This is a genomic window from Marinactinospora rubrisoli (assembly GCF_042664915.1).
Taxonomy (GTDB): Bacteria; Actinomycetota; Actinomycetes; order Streptosporangiales; family Streptosporangiaceae; genus Marinitenerispora; species Marinitenerispora rubrisoli.
In genome coordinates, this window is record NZ_JBHTBH010000007.1 from 275,118 (window position 1) to 293,562 (window position 18,445).

Consider the following 18,445-nt stretch of genomic DNA (forward strand, 5'->3'; position numbering starts at 1 on the left):
CGTTGCGGAACCGCGCCGGACGCGAGGGGGCTCCGGTCGCGAACCCGTCCGGGACCGGGTGCACCGCGGCGTCGGGCCGGCAGCGGTCCCGGGCCCGTGCCGTGGACCGGCGGGCGCGGAGCGTCCACCGGGTGCCGGCAGCGGCAGCGGAGGCCGCGCAGTCGTCTCCCCGGCCGCGCCCGTCGCCGGAGCCTGTCCGGGGTCGACTCCGGCACGCCGGGGTTCGGAGGCGGCGTTTCTCATGGGCGGCACGGCACGGGCGCTTCCGTGCACCGGGCGGCGCGCGATGTGCCGCCGCCGGACCACCAGCGCGGCGGCGGTCCCCGGCCACCCGGGCGGACGCCCGCATTCCGCTGCCGCCCGGCGGCGGAATTCGGGGTCGGCGCAGGTCCGCGGGACCGGTGCGTCCGGCGGGCATCCCCGGCCGCGGGCCGCCGGGACGCGTTCACCCCGCGGATCCGGGAGAATGACACGACCGTCGGCAGCGGACCCAGACCGCGCGGCGCGGCGCGGTACGGAGCGGAGGGTGGTCGATGAGTGACGCCGGACACTCCGCCACGGTGGCGGATGAGGAGACGGTCCTCCCCGGTCGCTACCGGCTGAACCGGGCCGGAATCCACAACGTCTGGCAGTACGACGACCACGTCTTCCGGTTCGCCGACGGGCGGCTCCTGCTGCGCGGACGCAACGGTGCCGGCAAGTCCAAGGCGCTGGAGATGCTGCTGCCGTTCCTGCTCGACGGCGACGCGCGGCGGCTCGACACCACCGGCACCAGCCGGACCAGCCTGCGCTGGCTGCTCCTGGACAGCCGGACGGCCGCGGACGGCGACGAGGAGGCGGCCGGGACCGCCAGCACGCTGGGGTACCTGTGGGTGGAGTTCGCCGGCCGGGACGACGCCGGCGAGCCCCGGTGGCGGACGCTCGGTGCCGCCATCACCGCCGCACCGGGCACCGGCGACGCGCGTGCGGTGTTCTTCGTCACCGACCGCAGGATCGGAGACGACCTCGCCCTGGTCACGGGGGAGCGGCCGCTCGCGATCGACCGGCTCCGGACCGAGGTCGGGCCGGAGAACTGCTACGACACCGCCACCTCCTACCGCGCGCGGGTCATGCGGGAGCTGTTCGGGCTCGACGACCCCATGCGGTACCGCAACCTGATCCACCTGCTCTACCGCCTGCGCCGCCCCACGGTGGGCGAGCGCCTGGAGGCGGGCGAACTCGTCGAGGTGCTGTCCGAGGCGCTCCCGCCGATGGACGAGACGGTGCTCGACGAGGTGGCGCGCAACATCTCCGACCTCGACGACGCCCGCGCCCGGCTCGCCGGCCTGCGTTCGGCCCGGGACCGGGTCGACGCCTTCCTGGTCGACTACCGGCGCTACCTGCACGGCCGGCTGCGCGGCCGGACGCAGGCCGTCCGGCGGCAACTGGACGAGTACGCCGAGCGCGACGCCGAGGTGACCCGGCTCGCCGAGGAACTGGACGAGCTGACCTCGGCCGAGGGCGCGGTCCAGGAGGAACGCGACCAGACCCGGCGGTCCCGGGACACCGCCGCCGCCGACGCCGCCACCCTGTCCGCCGGAACCCCCGGCGCACCGCCACCGGGCGAGGGGGAGCGGCAGGCCCGCTACGCCGCCGTCACCGCCTACATCCGGGCCGCCGAGGCCACCTGGGCGGCCGCCGGGCACGCGCTCACCGCGGAACGGCACGCCGAAGACCGGCTCGCCGCCGACGTGACCGCCATCGACCGGCGGCTGGCCGGCCTGCGCCAGGCGCACGCGCCGCTCACCGACACCGCCCGGGAGGCGGGCGTGGACCCCGCGACGCTGGGCGAGGTGCCGCAGGCGGCCCGTGTCGTGCTCGCGCCCCGCGAGAGCACCACGCAGGTCAACCTGGAGGGGCTGGAACAGGCCGTCGAGCGCGACCCGGTGCACGGCATCGATCTGGCCGCCCTGCGCGGCCGGCTGGCCGAACTGCACGACCGGCTGTCCCGCGTCGCCGAGCACGCCGCCGAGCGTGAGACGGCCGCGGCCGAGCTGTTCGAACGCGCCACCGGCCTCGCGGCGGCCGAGCGCCGCGCCGAGGCGCTCGCCGACGAGGCCGAGTGGGCCGACGCCGCGGTGGAGCGCGCCCGGGAGCGTGAGGCCGCCGGCATCGCGGCCGTGCGCGCCGCGAGCGCCGAGTACGCCGCAGAGGTGCGCGGCTGGATCGGCGCGGTCCGCGCGGCGGCTCCGGACAGCGACCTGGAGGCGGCGCTGACCGCGCTGGAGGAGCGCGTCGAGATGCCGCTGGACGACGCGCTCCGGGTCCTGGACGCCGACGTACCAGGCGAGGTGGCGGAACGCGCCAACGAGATCATCGACCCGCCGCTCGCCGAGCTGCGCGCCCGGCGCGACACGGCCGTGGAGGAGGAGCGCGAACTCGCCACCGAACTCGACGACCTGTCCGAGCGGCGCTCGGCGGTCGGCGAGCACCTCCCGCCGCCGCGCCCGGCGTGGGCCACCGCCGCCCGCGAGGCGGCCGGCACGCCGCTGTACCTCGCCGTGGACTTCGCCCCCGACCTCGGCCACGCCGAGCGTGCCGGACTGGAGGCCGCCCTGGAGGCGGCCGGCCTGCTCTCGGGATGGATCATCGCCGACGGCACGCTCGTCGATCCGGCCACCCGCGACCTGCTGCTCGGCACGACCGGCCCGCTCGCCGGCCGCACCCTGGCCGACGTCCTGGTCCCCGTCGACGTGCCCGGATCCGGAGTCGCACCCACCGCCGTGGCCGCGGTGCTCCGCTCGATCCGGCTGGAGCCCGACGGCACCGAGCCGGCCGACGAGCTCGGCCCGCTGTACCCGTCCGGCGATGTCGGCCCCGCGGCCAGCGCCGTGTCCGTGGCCGGCCGCTGGCGGCTGGGCGCCGCCGCGGGGGCGCACCGCAAGGCGGTCCCCGAGTACATCGGCTCGGCCGCCCGCGAGGGCGCCCGGGCGCGGCACCTGGCCGAGCTCGACCGGCGCATCGCGATCGCCGAGGCACTGCTGGCCGAGGCGCAGGAGCGCCGCGGCGACGTCGAGCGTCAGCACGACGAACTCATCGCCACCGCGCGTGCACTGCCGTCCGGCGGCCGGCTCATCGCGGCATGGGCGGCCCTGGACGACGCCCGCGCCTGGCTGGCCGCCGCCACCCGCGACCTCGCCACGGCCGGTGAGACCGCCGAGGCCGCCCGGCGCACCGCCCTGGAGTCGCGCGGCGAACTCGCCGCCCTCGCGCGTGAGCACGCGCTGCCGTCCGACCGCGACGAGCTCGCCGCCGCCCGCGCCGCACTCGGCCGGCTGCGGGTGCGGATCTGGGCCGCTCACCGCGAGCTGGAACAGCTCGCGTACGGGCTGGAGGACTACCGGGCGCACGTCGAGGAGTGGCAGCGGACGCGCGCCGACCGTGTCGTGGCCGAGGACGTGCGGGCGACCGCGATCGGCGACATGATCACCGTGCGCCGGCAGACCGAGCTGACCGACCGCGCGCGCACCGCCGACCCCGCGCAGATCGAGGCCGCCGTGCAGGAGGTGCGCACCCGGATGCGCGGCGCCGCGGACCAGCTGCCGGAGCTGGAGCGCACCGCCCAGCGTGCCCGCGACGACCGGGTGGCCGCCGAGACCCGGCTGGAGACCGCCCGCCGCGAACGCGCCGGGCAGGCCCGCCGGGCGCTCGCGGCCGGCGACGCGCTGGTGTCGATGCTCCAGGACGCCGACGGCGCGCTCGACCCGACGCTCCTGGCCGCCGCCGGACTCGGCGATCTCGCGGCACCCGATGGTGCCCTCACCGCGTACGGCGAAGTACGGCCGGCGGAGGCCGACGAGCGCATCCCGGCGCTGACGGCGCTGGTGGCCGCGCTCGCCGACCGTCTCGGCCCCGACCCGGCCACCGACGTGGACGACAACGGCATCCTCCGGCACCGGGAGGACCTGCACCGGGTCCTGGCCTCCGGCGACGTCGTCGGGGCGCGCACCGAGCTGACCGAACCGGCCGGGGTGAAGCGGCTCACCGTCCACGATGACACCGGCACCTACGACGTCACCGGTTACGCCGAGCGCCTGGGAGAGGCCATCGCCGAGGCGGAGGAGACCGTCCGGCTCCGCGAGGAGGAGGCGTTCGAGCGGCACCTCCTCGGCGAGCTGGCCGCCCACCTGTCGCGGCAGATCACCGAGGCGCGCTCGCTCATCGCCACCATGAACGCGGTGCTGCGCGACGTCACCACCTCCCAGGGGCTCGGGGTGCGGCTGGACTGGCGGCTCGCCCCGGACGCCGATGAGGACGTCAGCGCCGTGGTCCCGCTGCTGGAGCGCCCCGCCGAGGAGCGGACCCGGGTGGAGACGACCCGGCTGCGCGACGCGCTGCGCCGCTGCATTGAGGCCATCCGCAGGCTCGACCCGACCGCCACCAACGGCGCGCAGTTGCGCATGGCGCTGGACTACCGCTCCTGGTTCGCCTTCACCGTCTATGTCACCGACGCCGCGCGGCCGGAGCGTGAGCGGCGGCTCGGCCACCGCACCGCGCTCAGCCAGGGCGAGCAGCGGGTGATCGCCTACCTGGTGCTGTTCGCCACCGCGGCCGCCCAGTTCGACGCCCTTGCCACGGGCGCGCCGCATGCGCCGCGGCTGATCCTGCTCGACGACGCCTTCGCCAAGGTCGATGAACCCACGCACGGCCGGCTGCTCGGCCTGCTGGTCGAACTCGACCTGGACTTCGTGCTGACCTCGGAGCGCGTCTGGGGCTGTTTCCCGTCCGTGCCCAGCCTGCACATCTACGAGTGCCTGCGCGACCCCGCCACCCCGGGAATCGCCACCCTGCACTTCAGCTGGGACGGCAACCGGCGTCGCATGGTGGGGGTATAGCCGCCACGGGGCGGGCCGCGCCGCCCCCGCGCGCCCGCTATGACTCCGGCCACACTTGGCCCGTCCGCGCGCGGATGCGAGAAACGCTCTACTGGTTTCACCCGTCCTGTCCTAGTCTGCAGGAGCGAAGTGCAGAATGGAGCGGGTGTGGTGACGACAGTGACGACAGCCCCGACGACGTCCGCCAATGAGGCTCCACGACGACGGAACGACGAGGCCGCGCCCGAAGAGACGGGACGGTCCCTCACCGCCCGGCTGTCGGCCGCACCCCTGGACCCCACCGCCCGCCGGTGGGTCGTCGCCGCCCTGCACGGCGACGACGCCGTGGCCGCCTGTCTCCGGGGGGAGACCCCCGACCTCCCCGAGCCGGCCGAGCCGGGCCGGCCCGTGCGCCGATCGCGCCGTAGCTACCTGGGCCGGATCGAGGTGCAGGGCTTCCGCGGCATCGGCCGGGCCGCGGTGCTGGAGTTCCCGCCCGGCCCGGGGCTGACCGTGATCGTCGGCCGCAACGGCTCCGGCAAGTCGAGCTTCGCCGAGGCGATCGAGGCGGCGCTCACCGGCCGGAACCTGCGCTGGGACGGCATGCCCACCGCCTGGCGGGACGGCTGGCGCAACCTGCACTTCGACGATCGCACCGAGATCACCGTCGAGCTCCAGATGGCCGGCGACACTCAGCGCACCCGGGTGACCCGCACCTGGGCCGGCGCCAGCGTCCGGTCCGCACACGGCGAGGTCGTCTTCCCCACCGGCGAGACCGGTCCCCTGGGCGAGCTGGGCTGGGGCGACGAACTCCTCCGCTTCCGGCCGTTCCTCTCCTACGACGAGCTCGGGCGCACCGTCACCGGCCGCGCGGCCGAACTGTACGACACGCTGACCACGCTGCTCGGCCTGACCGAGCTCGCCGAGAGCGAACGCCGGCTGGCCAAGGTCTGCGACCGGCTGGACAAGCAGCAGAACCGCCCGGCACGCGACCTCGGCTACCTGGTGGAACAGCTCCGGGGCAGCGCCGACCCGCGGGCCGCCCGCGCCCTCGAACTGCTGACCGCCGCCTCGATCGACCTGGACCGGGTGGCCGCCGTCGCCGCCGACGACGGTCCCAGCGACCCCGCCCAGCAGGTGGTGCTGCGCCGGCTGCGCCGCCTCTCCGTCCCCGAGCGCGCGCTGATGGGCGATGTCGTCAGCGAGCTGCGCGGTGCCGCCATGGAACTGGCGATGGCGGCCGGCACCAAGGGGGACCGGGCGCGCGGCGTCGTCCAGCTGCTCCGCCAGGCCCTGGAACACCATCAGCGCCACCCGGGCGACACGGACTGCCCGGCCTGCGGCTCGGCGGGCGCCCTCGACGCCGACTGGGTGACCCGCGCCCGCACCGAGATCGCCGCGCTGGAGCCGGTGGCGGCGAGCGCGGCCGCGGCCTACGAGCGCGCGGAGCGGGCCCGCGACCAGGCGAGGTTCCTGATGGCTCCGCCGCCGTCATGGCTGCCCCCCGGCAGTGAGCTGGGGCAGGTCTGGGCGCAGTGGGCCGCCGGCGCCGAACTCACCGACCTCGGAAAGCTGGCCGAGCACATCGAGACCATGGGGCGGCGGCTGCGGTCCTGCGCGGTCGCGGCCCGCAAGGCGGCGACCGAGCGGCTGGCCGACCCCACCGACGGCTGGGCGGAACTCGCGGAGCAGCTCACCGCCTGGGTGGACGATGCCCGGGCGGCGTTGCGCGCCCGGGAGACGCTGCGTCCGGCCGAGCAGGCGCTCCAGTGGTTCACGACCGCCGCCCGCGAGATCCGCGCCGAGCGGCTGCGCCCGCTCGCGTCGCACGCCGAACAGGTCTGGCAGCGGCTCCGTCAGGAGCGGCACATCGACCTGGAGGCGCTGCGCCTGGTCGGGCGGGGCGCGCAGCGCCGGGTGGCCGTGGACGTCAGCGTCGACGGCACCGACAGCGCCGGACACGCCCCGGGCCTGCTGAGCCAGGGGGAGTTCCAGGCGCTCGCGCTGTCCATCTGCCTGCCGCGCACGATGGTCCCGGGCAACCCGTTCGGCTTCCTGGTGCTCGACGACCCGGTACAGGCCATGGACACCGAGACGGTGGAGGGTCTCGCCGCGGTGCTGGCGGAGGTCGGCCGGCACCGCCAGCTCATCGTGTTCACCCACGACACCCGGCTGCCCGACTCGCTGCACCGCCTCGGGCTGCCGGCCACGATCCGCATGATCCACCGGGACTCGATGTCCAACGTGTGGGTGGACTGACTCCGGAGGCCCACCCCGTTGGCGGTGGAGGGTAGTGAGGTGGTGAGTGCGACCGGGAGCACGGAGCGCGAGCCGCCGAGCGTCCGGAGGCGTCAACGCCCTTGTGCGTAGCGCCTTTCGCGTTGGCGGTGGAGGGGAGCGAGGTGGTGAGCGCGACCAGAAGCCCGATGCCCCCCCGCGACGTGTTCCGAGTTGGCAGAGCACCCGGCAACCCCTGTATAGTCGTCATCGACGCGAAGGGCGGAACCCCACAAGGGGAGAAACCCCAGGAGCGCGCCCCTTTAGCTCAGTCGGCAGAGCGTCTCCATGGTAAGGAGAAGGTCTACGGTTCGATTCCGTAAAGGGGCTCCACCACTTGATGAGGTCCGGTCCACATCTGTGGGTGACCGGTGGAAATCATGTTCGCCGGTCTGATCGGGTTCCGGTAGGCTCGGAAGAGCGCCGGAAGCCCGGCTCTAGGCGGAGTAGCTCAGTCGGTAGAGCAAGCGGCTCATAATCGCTGTGTCGTCGGTTCAAGTCCGGCCTCCGCTACCACCTGCGCGACCCCTGACCAGCTCAGGGGTCACTGCGGGTCTTTTTCAGTGTTCGTAGTGTTGTTCAGCGAGAAAGGCACTCCAACGTGGCTGCCACTGACGTGAGGCCGAAGATCACCCTGGCCTGCCAGGAGTGCAAGCACCGTAACTACATCACGCGCAAGAACCGGCGGAACAACCCCGACCGGCTCTCGCTCAAGAAGTACTGCCCCAACTGCCGGCAGCACTCGGAGCACCGCGAGACCCGCTAGGCCGTCCGCCCGGCGGTGGATGGGCCGTTCTGACCTGGTAGCCCAGTGAGCGCACGCGCTCGCTGGGCTACTACTGTGTGGAAGCCCGGCGCGCGCGACCCGCTGCTGGCAGGATCAAAGCGAAGGGTGCTCCGCGCGGTGCGGACGCCGAGAACCTGTCTGAGAGGGATCCCATGCCGATCAACCGCGACTACCTGGGACGGGTGTACCCGTCACCGGAACCGTACGAGGTGACCCGCGGAAAGATCCGGGAGTTCGCCGACGCCATCGGGGACCCCAACCCGGTGTACCGCGACGTCGCGGCCGCCAAGGCCGTCGGGCACACCGACGTCGTCGCCCCTCCGACGTTCCCGGTCATCATGAACATGGCGGGCATGGCCGACGCCGCCGACGACCCCGAGCTCGGCCTGGACTACTCGATGGTCGTGCACGGCGACCAGTCGTTCCGGTACAGCCGGCCGCTGCGCGCCGGTGACGTGGTCCACACCAGCACCCGGATCGCCGGCATCAAGGCGCTGGCGGGCAACGAGATGCTCACGCTGGAGAGCGAGATCAGCACGGTCGAGGGAGAGCACGTCGTCACCGCCGTCATGATGCTGGTGGTGCGCGGCGGCGTCGAACAGGCCGCGTCGTAGCCCGAGCCGGATCGTCACAAGGGAGAAGAGACCCCGTATGCCCGCCACCACCGCCCCCGTCCGATACGCCGACGTCGAGGTCGGCACCGAACTCCCGGAGCGGACCTTCCCGGTGCGCCGCGCCGACCTCGTTCGTTACGCCGGCGCCTCCGGGGACTTCAACCCCATCCACTGGAACGAGCGCGTGGCGAAGTCCGTCGGCCTGCCGAACGTCATCGCGCACGGCATGCTGACGATGGCCGAAGCCGGCCGGCTGGTCACCGACTGGGCCGGCGATCCCGCCGCCGTCGTCGAGTACACCGTCCGGTTCACCGCGCCCGTCGTCGTCCCCGACGACGACACCGGCGCCGAGATCGCCGTGAGCGGCGTGGTCAGCGAGAAACGCGATGGCAACCAGGTCGTCGTGAAGCTCACCGCCCGCAGCGGCGGAGTCAAGGTGCTGGCCCGCTCCAGCGCCGTCGTCCGGCTCGCCTAGCCGGCGGTTCGGCCCCCTCCGGGCCCCTTTCGCCCGGAGCGGCCCGGCCGCCGCGACCGACCCCCGCCGGCCCGCCGCCGGCGCGCCCGTCCCGACGCAGAGGTGCCCGTGTCCGCTGTCCCCGCCCGCAACGTGCCCCTGGCCCGCTACACCACGCTCGGCCTCGGCGGCCCGGCCGCCGCGTTCGTCACGGCCCGTGACACCACGGAACTGGTCGCGGCCGTGACCGCGGCCGACGCCGCCGGTGACGCGCTGCTCGTTCTCGGCGGCGGCAGCAACCTGGTGATCTCCGACGCCGGGTTCCCCGGCACGGTGGTGCACGTCGCGTCCCAGGGGATCGACCTGCGGGCGGGCGCGGACGGCACCGTGCGCGTGCGCGCGAGCGCGGGGGTGGACTGGGACACGCTCGTCGCCCGGTGCGTCGCCGAGGGGCTGAGCGGGGTCGAGTGCCTGTCCGGGATCCCCGGCCGGGTGGGCTCCACGCCGATTCAGAACGTGGGCGCCTACGGCCAGGACGTCAGCGAGACCGTGACCGAGGTCCTGGTCCACGACCGCGCGGCGGGCGTGTCGCGCACCCTGAGCAATGCCGACTGCGCGTTCTCCTATCGGGACAGCGTCTTCAAGGGCACCGACCGGTACGTCGTGTGCGAGGTGGTCTTCGAGCTGACCCGCTCCCCGCTCAGCCGTCCGATCCGCTACGCCGAACTCGCGCGCACGCTCGGCGTGCGGCCGGGGGAGCGGGTGCCGCTCGCGGACGCCCGCGAGGCGGTCCTGCGGCTGCGGCGCGGCAAGGGCATGGTGCTGGACCCCGATGACCCGGACACCCGCAGCGCCGGGTCGTTCTTCACCAACCCGCTCCTGGATCAGGACGCCTTCACGGAACTGCGCAAGCGGGTCGCCGAGCGGTTGGGCCCCGATGTGGAGCCCCCGGCCTACCCCGAGCCCGATGGCCGGGTGAAGACCTCCGCCGCCTGGCTGATCGACCGTGCCGGTTTCGCCAAGGGCCACGGCACCGGTCCGGCGCGCATCTCCGGCAAGCACCCCCTCGCCCTCACCAACCGGGGCGGGGCCAGCACCGCCGACCTGCTCGCGCTGGCCCGGGAGGTGCGCGCCGGGGTGGCGGAGGCGTTCGGCGTCACCCTGGTGAACGAACCCGTGATGGTCGGCGTCACACTTGACGGGTGACAGCAATTCATTTCGGCGCGCCGAACTCTTTTATTCGGAATGCGGCCGACAATTCATCGGCGTTCCACGAAATTGCGAACATCCAATTCTCTGCTAACGTGGAATTCGTCGAAGGGGAGTAGTCCCCAATCACGTGGTCGACAGACTGGCCCGCCGTCCTCCCTGGTGGGCCCGGCCGCGCGAGCCTGTCCTGTGTTCAGGCGGACGAGACCTTCGGCCCGGTAGCCAGTTCCGGGCCGAAGTGGTGTACTCGCCGCCGTTTCTGCCCGGTCCACGACTGAAGGGCAGAGATCTCCGTGGGCTTTCTCACCGCACTGGGCGTCAGCGGCGCCGCCATTTTCGCCGCCGAAATGGGCGACAAAACGCAACTCGTCGCCATGTCGCTGGCGACGCGCTACCGCGCCCGGACCGTCCTCCTGGGCATCACCGCCGCCACCATCGCGGTGCACGGCCTCAGCGTCCTCATCGCCGAGGTGCTCGGACTCGCCATCCCCACCGACTGGGTCACCCTCATCGCCGGCATCGCCTTCCTCGGCTTCGGCGCCTGGACGCTGCGCGGGGACGAGATGACCGACAAGGACGAGGAGCGCGCGGCCTCCCGGCGCATCAGGTCGGGCTTCCTCACCGTGTGCGCGGTGTTCTTCCTAGCAGAGCTGGGCGACAAGACCATGCTCGCCACCATCACCGTGGGCACCCAGTACCCGTGGCTGCCGGTGTGGATCGGCTCCACGGCCGGAATGGTGGCCGCCGACGCGATCGCCATCGCCGTCGGGGCGATGCTCGGCAAGAAGCTGCCGGAGCGCGCCATCCAGATCGCCGCGGCCGTGCTGTTCTTCGTCGCCGGCGCGGTGATGGTGTTCGAGGGCGTCCGCCGGCTGTGGTTCTGACCGGCCCCGCCGGGCCGTCCGCGTCCGGTCAGGGCGCGGGCGGCCCGGCGCTCAGCCAGGCGTCGACGCCGGCCAGCAGTTCCTTACGGCGGCTCTCGGGCGCGCCGGAGCCGCGGATCGACATCCGGGCCAGCTCGGCCAGCTCGGCGTCGGAGAAGCCGAACGTGCGCCGGGCGGTTTCGTACTGCTCGGCCAGCCGCGGACCGAACAGCAACGGGTCGTCCGTGCCGAGCGCGATGGGCGCGCCGGAGTCGAACAGCCGCCGCAACGGGACGTGCGCCAGTTCCTCGACCACGCCCAGCCCGACGTTCGAACTGGGGCAGACCTCCAGGGTGACCTCCTGGGTGGCGATCCGTTCCACGAGGTAGGGGTCCTCGATGGCGCGAACGCCGTGCCCGATCCGGTCGGCCTCCAGCTCGTCCAGGCACTCCCGCACGCTGCGGGCACCCTGGAGCTCCCCGCCGTGCGGCACCGACAGCAGCCCGGCGCGCCGGGCGATCCGGAACGCGCCCTCGAACTCCCGGGCCCGGCCGCGGCGCTCGTCGTTGTTGAGCCCGAAGCCGACCACCCCGTGCCCGGCGTACTGCCGCGCCAGCCGGGCCAGCGCCTTGGCGTCCAGCGGGTGCTTGGTGCGGTTGGCCGCCACCACCAGCCCGATCCCCACTCCGGTCTCGCGCTCGGCGGCGCGCGCCGCGTCCAGGATGAGCTCCATGGTGGCGGTGAGGCCGTCGAACCGTGCGGCGTAGCCGCTCGGGTCCACCTGGATCTCCAGCCACCCGGACCCGGCGGCGCGCTCGTCCTCGGCCGCCTCGGCGAGCAGCCGGTACACGTCCTCCGGCCGCTGCAGGACCGATCGGGCGATGTCGTACAGCCGCTGGAACCGGAACCACCCTCGCTCGTCGGTGGCTCGCAGCTTGGGCGGCCACTCCTCGACGAGCGCCTGCGGAAGGTGCACCCCGCGCAGCTCGGCCAGCTCCACGAGGGTGCTGTGCCGCATGGAGCCGGTGAAGTGCAGGTGCAGGTGGGCCTTGGGGAGTCGAGTGATCGGGCGTTCCATGACACAAGGGTGCCGCAAAGCGGTCGAGCCGTCGTCCGGTACCCGGAAAAACGCGGCCGCTCCGGTCCCCGCCGGGACCGGAGCGGCCGCGTTGCGCCGGAGCGCGGAGCGCCGTCTCAGGCGGCCTCGCCCAGCAGCTTGGCGATGCGGCCGACCCCTTCGGCCAGGTCGCCGTCGCCCAGCGCGTAGGACAGCCGCAGGTAGCCCGGCGTGCCGAACGCCTCGCCCGGGACCACGGCCACCTCGGCCTGCTCCAGGATCAGCTCGGCGAGTTCGGCGGAGGTCTGCGGGCGGCGGCCGCGGATGTCCTTGCCCAGCACCTCCTTGACCGACGGGTAGGCGTAGAAGGCGCCCTGCGGCTCGGGGCAGAACACGCCCGGGATCTCATTGAGCAGCCGGACGATGGTCCGCCGGCGCCGGTCGAACGCCGTGCGCATCTCGGCCACGGCCGCCAGGTCGCCCGAGACGGCGGCCAGGGCGGCCACCTGCGAGACGTTGGCGACGTTGGAGGTGGCGTGCGACTGCAGGTTGCTCGCGGCCTTCACCACGTCCTTGGGGCCGATGACCCACCCCACCCGCCAGCCCGTCATGGCGTAGGTCTTGGCGACGCCGTTCACGACCAGCGTGCGGTCGGCCAGTTCCGGCACCTGCACCGGCAGCGAGCTGAACTCGGCGTCGCCGTACACCAGGTGCTCATAGATCTCGTCGGTGAGGACCCACAGGCCGTGCCCGGCCGCCCACTGGCCGATCGCGCGGACCTGGTCCGGGGAGTACACCGCGCCGGTGGGGTTGGACGGCGAAACGAACAGCAGCACCTTGGTCCGCTCGGTGCGCGCGGCCTCCAGCTGCTCGACCGAGGCCAGGTAGCCGCTGGTCTCGTCGGTGACGACGTAGACGGGGACGCCCCCGGCGAGCCGGATCGACTCCGGGTAGGTCGTCCAGTACGGCGCGATGACGATGACCTCGTCGCCCGGGTCGAGCAGCGTGGCGAACGCCTCGTAGATGGCCTGCTTGCCGCCGTTGGTCACCAGGATCTGGCTCGGCTCCACCTGGTACCCGGAGTCGCGCAGCGTCTTGGCGGCCAGGGCCTCCTTGAGCTCGGGCAGGCCGCCGGCCGGGGTGTAGCGGTGGAAGCGGGGTTCGCGGCACGCCTGGACGGCGGCCTCGACGATGTAGTCGGGAGTGGGGAAGTCGGGCTCCCCGGCCCCGAACCCGATGACGGGACGGCCGGCGGCCTTCATGGCCTTGGCCTTCGCGTCCACCGCCAGGGTCGCTGACTCGGAGATGCCGCCGATACGTGCGGAGATACGAGGTCGGTCAGTCATGAGGCCATGCTCGCACGCGAAGGCGCCGGGCGCCGCGTACGGGTGCGGGGCGGGAGGGGCCGGGCGCCGCGCAGCCGCGCACCGTGACGTGCCGGGTTGGTCCTGTGTGCGGAATGGGCATAGACTCAGGCGACCGATGGCTGCTCGGCGCGCACCGTGAAATCAACGCGCGTCCGCTCGCCGCAGCGGCTATCGTTGGGGACGCGGGTTCCCCGAAGGGCAGTGGCTCAATTGGTAGAGCACCGGTCTCCAAAACCGGCGGTTGGGGGTTCGAGTCCCTCCTGCCCTGCAAGTAAGAGCGACCTGAGAGCGCAGTGGTAACGAGCGCCGGGCGGACCGGCCGGCCGCCCGGAGGTGCCAGGTGAACCGACGACTCCGAAGGACCGCAAGGTGACACAGACTGACGCCGACGCCAAGCCGGAGAAGGACCGCAAGCGTCGCACCGGTCCGGTGACCTTCACCAAGCAGGTCGTCGGCGAGCTGCGCAAGGTCCGCTGGCCCACCCGCCGTGAACTCATCACCTACACGATCGTGGTCATCGTGTTCGTCCTGATCATGGTCGGTTACGTGTCCGGGCTCGACTACCTCTTCGGTGAGGGCGTCACCTGGCTCTTCGGGACCCTCGGCGCTCCGGCCTGATCCGGGCGGCCCCGGGCCGCACCCCGAACCCCGCCGCGCCGCCGGTCGTGCCGCGCCTTGGCGGGCTGTTGGTCCCATCCCACCGGCCGAGACCGTAAGCTGACGTTGTCGACATGTGTCGACAGTTGTCGACTCTCTCGGCCGCCACCACGGCTGGGAGCGCGTACCCGACGAGAGAAAGAGCAGCCGTGTCCGAGTCCCCACTGACCTCTGACGATCTTCGCACCGAGGAGCGGGATCAGTCGTCGGCGGACGAGACCGGTCCGCGGACCGAGCAGACGGATGCTGCTGACGCGGGCGAGGCCGCGGCCACCGACGAGGCCGTCGCCGAGGAGGAGGCGCCCCGGATCGACCCCGTCGAGGAGTTCAAGGAGCAGCTCCTGCTGCTCCCGGGCGACTGGTACGTCGTGCACACCTACGCGGGCTACGAGAACCGGGTGAAGGCCAACATCGAGAGCCGCACCCAGTCGCTCAACATGGAGGACTACATCTTCCAGGTCGAGGTGCCCACGCAGGAGGTCACCGAGGTCAAGAGCGGCAAGCGCCAGCAGGTGACCGAGAAGGTCCTCCCGGGCTACGTCCTGGTCCGCATGGACCTCGTCGACGAGTCCTGGGCCGCGGTCCGCAACACCCCGGGTGTCACCGGTTTCGTCGGCCTGTCCAACCGCCCCGCCCCGCTCAGCCTGCAGGAGGTCGCCGACCTCCTCGCGCCGGAGCCGGAGGAGGAGGCCGAGCAGGCCAAGAAGAAGGAGACCGAGACCCGCTCCGACGTCGCCTACGAGGTGGGCGAGTCCGTCACCGTGATGGAGGGGCCGTTCGCGACGCTGCCCGCCACGGTGAGCGAGATCAACCCCGACACCCAGAAGCTCAAGGTGCTGGTGTCGATCTTCGGGCGTGAGACGCCCGTGGAGCTGGCGTTCAACCAGGTCTCCAAGATCTAGCCGATCGCCTACACTTGGTGGGTCCGCCTTCGGCGGACCCACCGTGCCCCGCCTCGGCGGGGCTCGTTCGCGCCCGCCAGGGTCCCGGCGGACGCGCGTCCACCCCCGCCCGTCGCGGGTCGACGGTGCTCCGTGCCGCCTTCCCGGCGGCCCGGGCCGCGGACGGCCGCGGTCCCACCACGCGTGGGACCGGCAGGGACCTCATCACGCAGCAGATCCGGCAAAGGACCCGAAATGCCTCCGAAGAAGAAGATCGCGGCACTCGTCAAGGTGCAGCTCCCGGCCGGACAGGCCACGCCGGCGCCGCCGGTCGGTACCGCCCTCGGTCCGCACGGCGTCAACATCATGGACTTCTGCAAGCAGTACAACGCTGCGACGGAAGCCCAGCGCGGCAGCGTCATCCCCGTGGAGATCACCATCTACGAGGACCGGACGTTCACCTTCGTCACCAAGACGCCGCCGGCGCCGAAGCTGATCCTCAAGGCCGCCGGCCTTGACAAGGGCAGCTCCGACCCGAACCGCAGCACCGCCGGTTCCATCAGCCGCGAGCAGGTGCGGGAGATCGCGCAGACCAAGCTGCCCGACCTCAACACCACCGACCTCGACGCCGCCGAGAAGATCGTCGCCGGCACCGCCCGTTCCATGGGCATCCAGGTGACGGGCTGACACCCGTTCCGGTCCGTCCACCGTGGCAGGGCCACGCGCTGGCCCGCACACCACAGCCCCTTGACAGGAGTGTTCCGTGAAGCGCAGCAAGAATTACCGCAAGGCCAGCGAGCTGGTCGACCGCAGCCGGCTCTACCCGCCGGCCGAGGCTGTCAAGCTCGCGAAGGAGACCACCAGCGTCAAGTTCGACGCCACCGTCGAGGTCGCCCTGCGCCTGGGGGTCGACCCCCGCAAGGCCGACCAGATGGTGCGCGGCACCGTCAACCTGCCGCACGGCACCGGCAAGACCGCTCGGGTCCTGGTCTTCGCCACCGGTGAGCGTGCCGAGCAGGCCCGCGCCGCGGGCGCCGACTTCGTCGGTGACGACGACCTGGTCGAGGAGATCCAGAAGGGCTTCCTCGACTTCGACGCCGTGGTCGCCACCCCCGACCTGATGGGCAAGGTCGGCCGGCTGGGCCGGGTGCTCGGCCCGCGCGGCCTGATGCCGAACCCCAAGACCGGCACCGTCACCCCGGACGTCGCCAAGGCCGTCACCGACATCAAGGGCGGCAAGATCGAGTTCCGGGTGGACCGGCACGGCAACCTGCACTTCATCATCGGCAAGGTGTCCTTCGACGAGCAGAAGCTGGTCGAGAACTACGGCGCCGCGCTCGACGAGGTGCTGCGGCTCAAGCCGTCGGCGGCCAAGGGGCGCTACATCAAGAAGGCCACGCTGACCACCACCATGGGCCCCGGCATCCCGGTCGACCCGAACGTCACGCGCAACCTCGCCGCCTCCGTCTGACGGCGGGCCGGCCCGCGTGCCGGCGGCGAACCCCGACCGGGCGCTCCGGCCCCGCACCCCGTGTGCGGAGCCGGGGCGCCCGGCTTTTTCGCGTCACGGTGAGCCGCACAGGCGACGCGGCGCAGGTCACGGAGCCGGACCCGCCGCTCCGTTCCACCCACCCGGAAACGTCGCCTAGTATGAGGGGAGCCGAAGACCGCCGGTCGTCACCCGACGGGTGACCCAAGGTCCCATGCGAATGGGCGGCCAGCGCAGGCGTGATGTGAGCAGTGGCCGGACAGGCCCGCCGCCCCGGAGACCTCGTCTCCGCGGAGCCGTGGCGGGATGCCCGCCGGCCATCGCCCCGTGCGCCCGCGCCGGGGCTTTTTTCATGCCCGCTGCCGCTCGTTCCGATGGTTCCTTGGCCGGTGTTCACTGTTGGAAGGAGTCCCATGGCGAAGCCGGACAAGGCAGCCGCCGTCGCCGAACTCACGGAGGAATTCCAGAGTTCGTCGGGCGCCGTGCTGACCGAGTACCGTGGGCTCACTGTCGCGCAGGTCACCGAACTGCGCCGCAGCCTCGGCCAGAACGCGCGGTTCCGCGTCGTGAAGAACACGCTCACCAAGATCGCGGCCTCCGAGGCCGGCCTGGACAAGCAGGTCCTCGACCTGTTCCAGGGTCCCTCCGCCATCGCCTTCGTCAAGGGCGACGTCGTCGAGGCCGCCAAGGGTCTGCGTGACTTCTCCAAGGCGAACCCGCCGCTGGTGATCAAGGGCGGTGTCATCGACGGCAAGGCGATGACCCCCGACGAGATCACCAGGCTGGCCGATCTTGAGTCCCGCGAGGTCCTCCTCGCGAAGCTGGCCGGAGCGCTCAAGGCCAAGCAGGGGCAGGCCGCCGCCCTGTTCCAGGCGCTCCCGTCCAAGACCGTACGGCTGGCCCAGGCGCTGCACGACAAGCGCGCGGAAGCCTGACCACCCCGACCATCCCGCCTCCGGCGCGCCGCGCACCGGAGGTACAGGCTCGGCACGGCGCCGTCCGGCGCCCGGGCCGGAAGAGAAAGAGAGACCGCAATCATGGCGAAGCTCAGCAACGAGGAACTGCTCGCCTCCTTCGAGGAGATGACCCTCCTGGAGCTCGCGGAGTTCGTGAAGCTCTTCGAGGAGAAGTTCGACGTCACCGCCGCCGCCCCGGCCGCCGTGGTCGCCGCCGCCCCGGGCGCCGGTGCCGGTGAGGGTGCCGCCGAGGAGGAGAAGGACGAGTTCGACGTCGTCCTTGAGGCCGCCGGCGACAAGAAGATCCAGGTCATCAAGGAGGTCCGCAGCCTCACCAGCCTGGGCCTGAAGGAGGCCAAGGACCTGGTCGACAACGCCCCGAAGCCGCTGCTGGAGGGCGTCAACAAGGAGACCGCGGAGAAGGCCAAGGCCGCCCTGGAGGGCGCCGGCGCCACCGTCACCCTCAAGTAGTCCGGAACACCCGGCTACCGCCGCGGGCGGCCGTCCCCACGGGACGGCCGCCCGTTCGCCGTTCGCGGCGCTTCGCGGAGCGCGGCGCGCCACTCCGGCCGTATCGGCGGCGCACGGCGCCGCGGGCTGGAATAATCTCGGTGGCACCCCTGCCGGAGGCATCGCCCGGCGGGCGGGGAGCCGCCCCTCGAACCCGTCCGCGGCTCATCGCGGACCGGTATCCGCACCGCCATGGTGCGATGACGACGGCCGCGGACAGGGAGCGGCTGGAACCTTTTGTTCTTCCCGGATGTATGCTCGCTCACACCTTCCGGGGCTTGTGGGACCTCTCACGGAGGCGGAATGGCCTGTTCTGTCGGATCTGGGGTTGACGGATCCGCCGGTTGCGGCGATGCTGCGTGGTGTCGTGACTGACTCCGGGGGATGTTGTTGGACAGCGGTGTAGTATTCGGCTACACTGCCCTTTTGCGCTGCCCATTGACGAATCCTGTGCCGGAGTCCGTACGTAGT

At 72.7% G+C, this 18,445-nt stretch carries 15 protein-coding genes and 3 tRNA genes; 16 read left to right on the forward strand and 2 right to left on the reverse strand.

Features of this window, described 5'->3' with window-relative positions:
• The first annotated feature begins 533 nt into the window (after positions 1-533).
• From ACFQRF_RS16515 to ACFQRF_RS16555, 9 genes are all read left to right on the forward strand, one after another.
• Positions 534-4,874, forward strand: a complete 4,341-nt coding sequence (locus tag ACFQRF_RS16515) for a TIGR02680 family protein (RefSeq protein WP_379871988.1) — start codon at positions 534-536, stop codon at positions 4,872-4,874.
• Between the two features lie 150 nt (positions 4,875-5,024).
• Positions 5,025-7,112, forward strand: a complete 2,088-nt coding sequence (locus ACFQRF_RS16520; RefSeq protein WP_379871989.1) for an AAA family ATPase — start codon at positions 5,025-5,027, stop codon at positions 7,110-7,112.
• Positions 7,113-7,387: 275 nt separating this feature from the next.
• Positions 7,388-7,463: transfer RNA gene (locus tag ACFQRF_RS16525), tRNA-Thr, on the forward strand.
• Positions 7,464-7,570: 107 nt separating this feature from the next.
• Positions 7,571-7,646 (forward strand) — tRNA-Met (locus tag ACFQRF_RS16530).
• A gap of 85 nt (positions 7,647-7,731) precedes the next feature.
• Complete coding sequence (gene rpmG / locus ACFQRF_RS16535; RefSeq protein ID WP_114396174.1) at positions 7,732-7,896, forward strand: 50S ribosomal protein L33; 165 nt, start codon at positions 7,732-7,734, stop codon at positions 7,894-7,896.
• A 173-nt stretch (positions 7,897-8,069) separates the two neighbouring features.
• Positions 8,070-8,531 carry a MaoC family dehydratase N-terminal domain-containing protein gene (locus ACFQRF_RS16540; protein WP_379871990.1) on the forward strand — a complete coding sequence of 154 codons (462 nt, stop codon included), beginning with the start codon at positions 8,070-8,072 and terminating at the stop codon, positions 8,529-8,531.
• A gap of 37 nt (positions 8,532-8,568) precedes the next feature.
• Entirely contained in the window at positions 8,569-9,006 is a 438-nt protein-coding gene (locus ACFQRF_RS16545) for a MaoC family dehydratase (protein ID WP_379871991.1), read from the forward strand.
• 108 nt (positions 9,007-9,114) lie between these two features.
• Positions 9,115-10,191, forward strand: a complete 1,077-nt coding sequence (locus ACFQRF_RS16550) for a UDP-N-acetylmuramate dehydrogenase (RefSeq protein ID WP_379871992.1) — start codon at positions 9,115-9,117, stop codon at positions 10,189-10,191.
• 296 nt (positions 10,192-10,487) lie between these two features.
• Entirely contained in the window at positions 10,488-11,078 is a 591-nt protein-coding gene (locus ACFQRF_RS16555; protein WP_379871993.1) for a TMEM165/GDT1 family protein, read from the forward strand.
• A gap of 28 nt (positions 11,079-11,106) precedes the next feature.
• Here the strand turns inward: ACFQRF_RS16555 and ACFQRF_RS16560 are convergent, their stop codons facing one another.
• The gene (locus ACFQRF_RS16560; protein ID WP_379871994.1) at positions 11,107-12,135 is read right to left on the reverse strand and encodes an adenosine deaminase; all 1,029 of its coding nucleotides are present in this window, start codon (positions 12,133-12,135) and stop codon (positions 11,107-11,109) included.
• Between the two features lie 116 nt (positions 12,136-12,251).
• The gene (locus ACFQRF_RS16565) at positions 12,252-13,460 is read right to left on the reverse strand and encodes a pyridoxal phosphate-dependent aminotransferase (protein ID WP_379871995.1); all 1,209 of its coding nucleotides are present in this window, start codon (positions 13,458-13,460) and stop codon (positions 12,252-12,254) included.
• Positions 13,461-13,676: 216 nt separating this feature from the next.
• On the opposite strand from ACFQRF_RS16565, the gene ACFQRF_RS16570 reads away from it, so the two are divergent.
• The 7 genes from ACFQRF_RS16570 to rplL all read left to right on the forward strand — a co-directional run bounded on the left by ACFQRF_RS16570 (position 13,677) and on the right by rplL (position 17,935).
• A tRNA-Trp gene (locus ACFQRF_RS16570) sits at positions 13,677-13,749 on the forward strand.
• Between the two features lie 101 nt (positions 13,750-13,850).
• Positions 13,851-14,099, forward strand: coding sequence for a preprotein translocase subunit SecE (secE, locus tag ACFQRF_RS16575; RefSeq protein ID WP_379871996.1), 249 nt, complete (start codon positions 13,851-13,853; stop codon positions 14,097-14,099).
• Positions 14,100-14,287: 188 nt separating this feature from the next.
• Positions 14,288-15,040 carry a transcription termination/antitermination protein NusG gene (gene nusG, locus ACFQRF_RS16580; protein WP_379871997.1) on the forward strand — a complete coding sequence of 251 codons (753 nt, stop codon included), beginning with the start codon at positions 14,288-14,290 and terminating at the stop codon, positions 15,038-15,040.
• A gap of 234 nt (positions 15,041-15,274) precedes the next feature.
• Positions 15,275-15,706 carry a 50S ribosomal protein L11 gene (rplK, locus tag ACFQRF_RS16585; protein WP_379871998.1) on the forward strand — a complete coding sequence of 144 codons (432 nt, stop codon included), beginning with the start codon at positions 15,275-15,277 and terminating at the stop codon, positions 15,704-15,706.
• A gap of 76 nt (positions 15,707-15,782) precedes the next feature.
• Positions 15,783-16,490 (forward strand): 50S ribosomal protein L1, encoded by a 708-nt coding sequence (gene rplA / locus ACFQRF_RS16590; RefSeq protein ID WP_379871999.1) that lies wholly within the window; start codon positions 15,783-15,785, stop codon positions 16,488-16,490.
• 431 nt (positions 16,491-16,921) lie between these two features.
• On the forward strand, positions 16,922-17,443 hold the full coding sequence (gene rplJ / locus ACFQRF_RS16595; protein ID WP_379872000.1) for a 50S ribosomal protein L10: 522 nt from the start codon (positions 16,922-16,924) through the stop codon (positions 17,441-17,443).
• A gap of 102 nt (positions 17,444-17,545) precedes the next feature.
• Positions 17,546-17,935, forward strand: a complete 390-nt coding sequence (rplL, locus tag ACFQRF_RS16600) for a 50S ribosomal protein L7/L12 (RefSeq protein ID WP_379872001.1) — start codon at positions 17,546-17,548, stop codon at positions 17,933-17,935.
• Positions 17,936-18,445: the final 510 nt, after the last annotated feature.

Coding starts and splice junctions, on each gene's coding strand:
- ACFQRF_RS16515 (WP_379871988.1), top strand. CDS start 534: ATGAGTGACGCCGGACACTCCGCCACGGTGGCGGATGAGGAGACGGTC.
- ACFQRF_RS16540 (WP_379871990.1), top strand. CDS start 8,070: ATGCCGATCAACCGCGACTACCTGGGACGGGTGTACCCGTCACCGGAA.
- ACFQRF_RS16545 (WP_379871991.1), top strand. CDS start 8,569: ATGCCCGCCACCACCGCCCCCGTCCGATACGCCGACGTCGAGGTCGGC.
- ACFQRF_RS16560 (WP_379871994.1), bottom strand. CDS start 12,135: ATGGAACGCCCGATCACTCGACTCCCCAAGGCCCACCTGCACCTGCAC.
- ACFQRF_RS16565 (WP_379871995.1), bottom strand. CDS start 13,460: ATGACTGACCGACCTCGTATCTCCGCACGTATCGGCGGCATCTCCGAG.
- rplK (WP_379871998.1), top strand. CDS start 15,275: ATGCCTCCGAAGAAGAAGATCGCGGCACTCGTCAAGGTGCAGCTCCCG.
- rplJ (WP_379872000.1), top strand. CDS start 16,922: ATGGCGAAGCCGGACAAGGCAGCCGCCGTCGCCGAACTCACGGAGGAA.
- rplL (WP_379872001.1), top strand. CDS start 17,546: ATGGCGAAGCTCAGCAACGAGGAACTGCTCGCCTCCTTCGAGGAGATG.